The following is an 819-nucleotide window of genomic DNA, read 5'->3' as shown; positions in this document are numbered from 1 at the left end:
AAGCAAGTAATTGAAATTAGTTATTGAGTCTACACTACATTAAGCGTCACTCTTTTCAGAGTTATTCTAATTTTGATGATGTAAAAACATCAGTCTCATAAAACCCATTAGGGTTGTATGGTTAAGCCTCACGAGTCATTAGTACAAGTTAGCTCAACGCCTCACAACGCTTACACACCTTGCCTATCAACGTCCTAGTCTCGAACGGCTCTTTAGAGGAATTAAATTCCTAGGGATGACTCATCTTAGGACTCGCTTCCCGCTTAGATGCTTTCAGCGGTTATCGATTCCGAACGTAGCTACCGGGCAATGCCATTGGCATGACAACCCGAACACCAGCGGTTCGTCCACTCCGGTCCTCTCGTACTAGGAGCAGCTTCCTTCAATCATCCAACGCCCACGGCAGATAGGGACCGAACTGTCTCACGACGTTCTGAACCCAGCTCGCGTACCACTTTAAATGGCGAACAGCCATACCCTTGGGACCGACTTCAGCCCCAGGATGTGATGAGCCGACATCGAGGTGCCAAACACCGCCGTCGATATGAACTCTTGGGCGGTATCAGCCTGTTATCCCCGGAGTACCTTTTATCCGTTGAGCGATGGCCCTTCCATACAGAACCACCGGATCACTATGACCTACTTTCGTACCTGCTCGACGTGTATGTCTCGCAGTTAAGCTGGCTTATGCCATTGCACTAACCGTACGATGTCCGACCGTACTTAGCCAACCTTCGTGCTCCTCCGTTACTCTTTGGGAGGAGACCGCCCCAGTCAAACTACCCACCAGGCACTGTCCCGAACCCCGATTCAGGGGCC

1 rRNA gene is annotated in these 819 nt (G+C 50.3%); it reads right to left on the bottom strand.

Going from position 1 to position 819, the window contains the following annotated elements:
* Positions 1–117: 117 nt before the first annotated feature.
* Positions 118–819 (bottom strand): 23S ribosomal RNA (locus ACVBIU_RS20460); the annotation flags it as partial.

This window comes from Shewanella sp. 30m-14 (assembly GCF_052977125.1).
The sequence above is the reverse complement of the archived record's forward strand: the minus strand, read 5'-3'. Positions and strand labels throughout refer to the sequence as shown.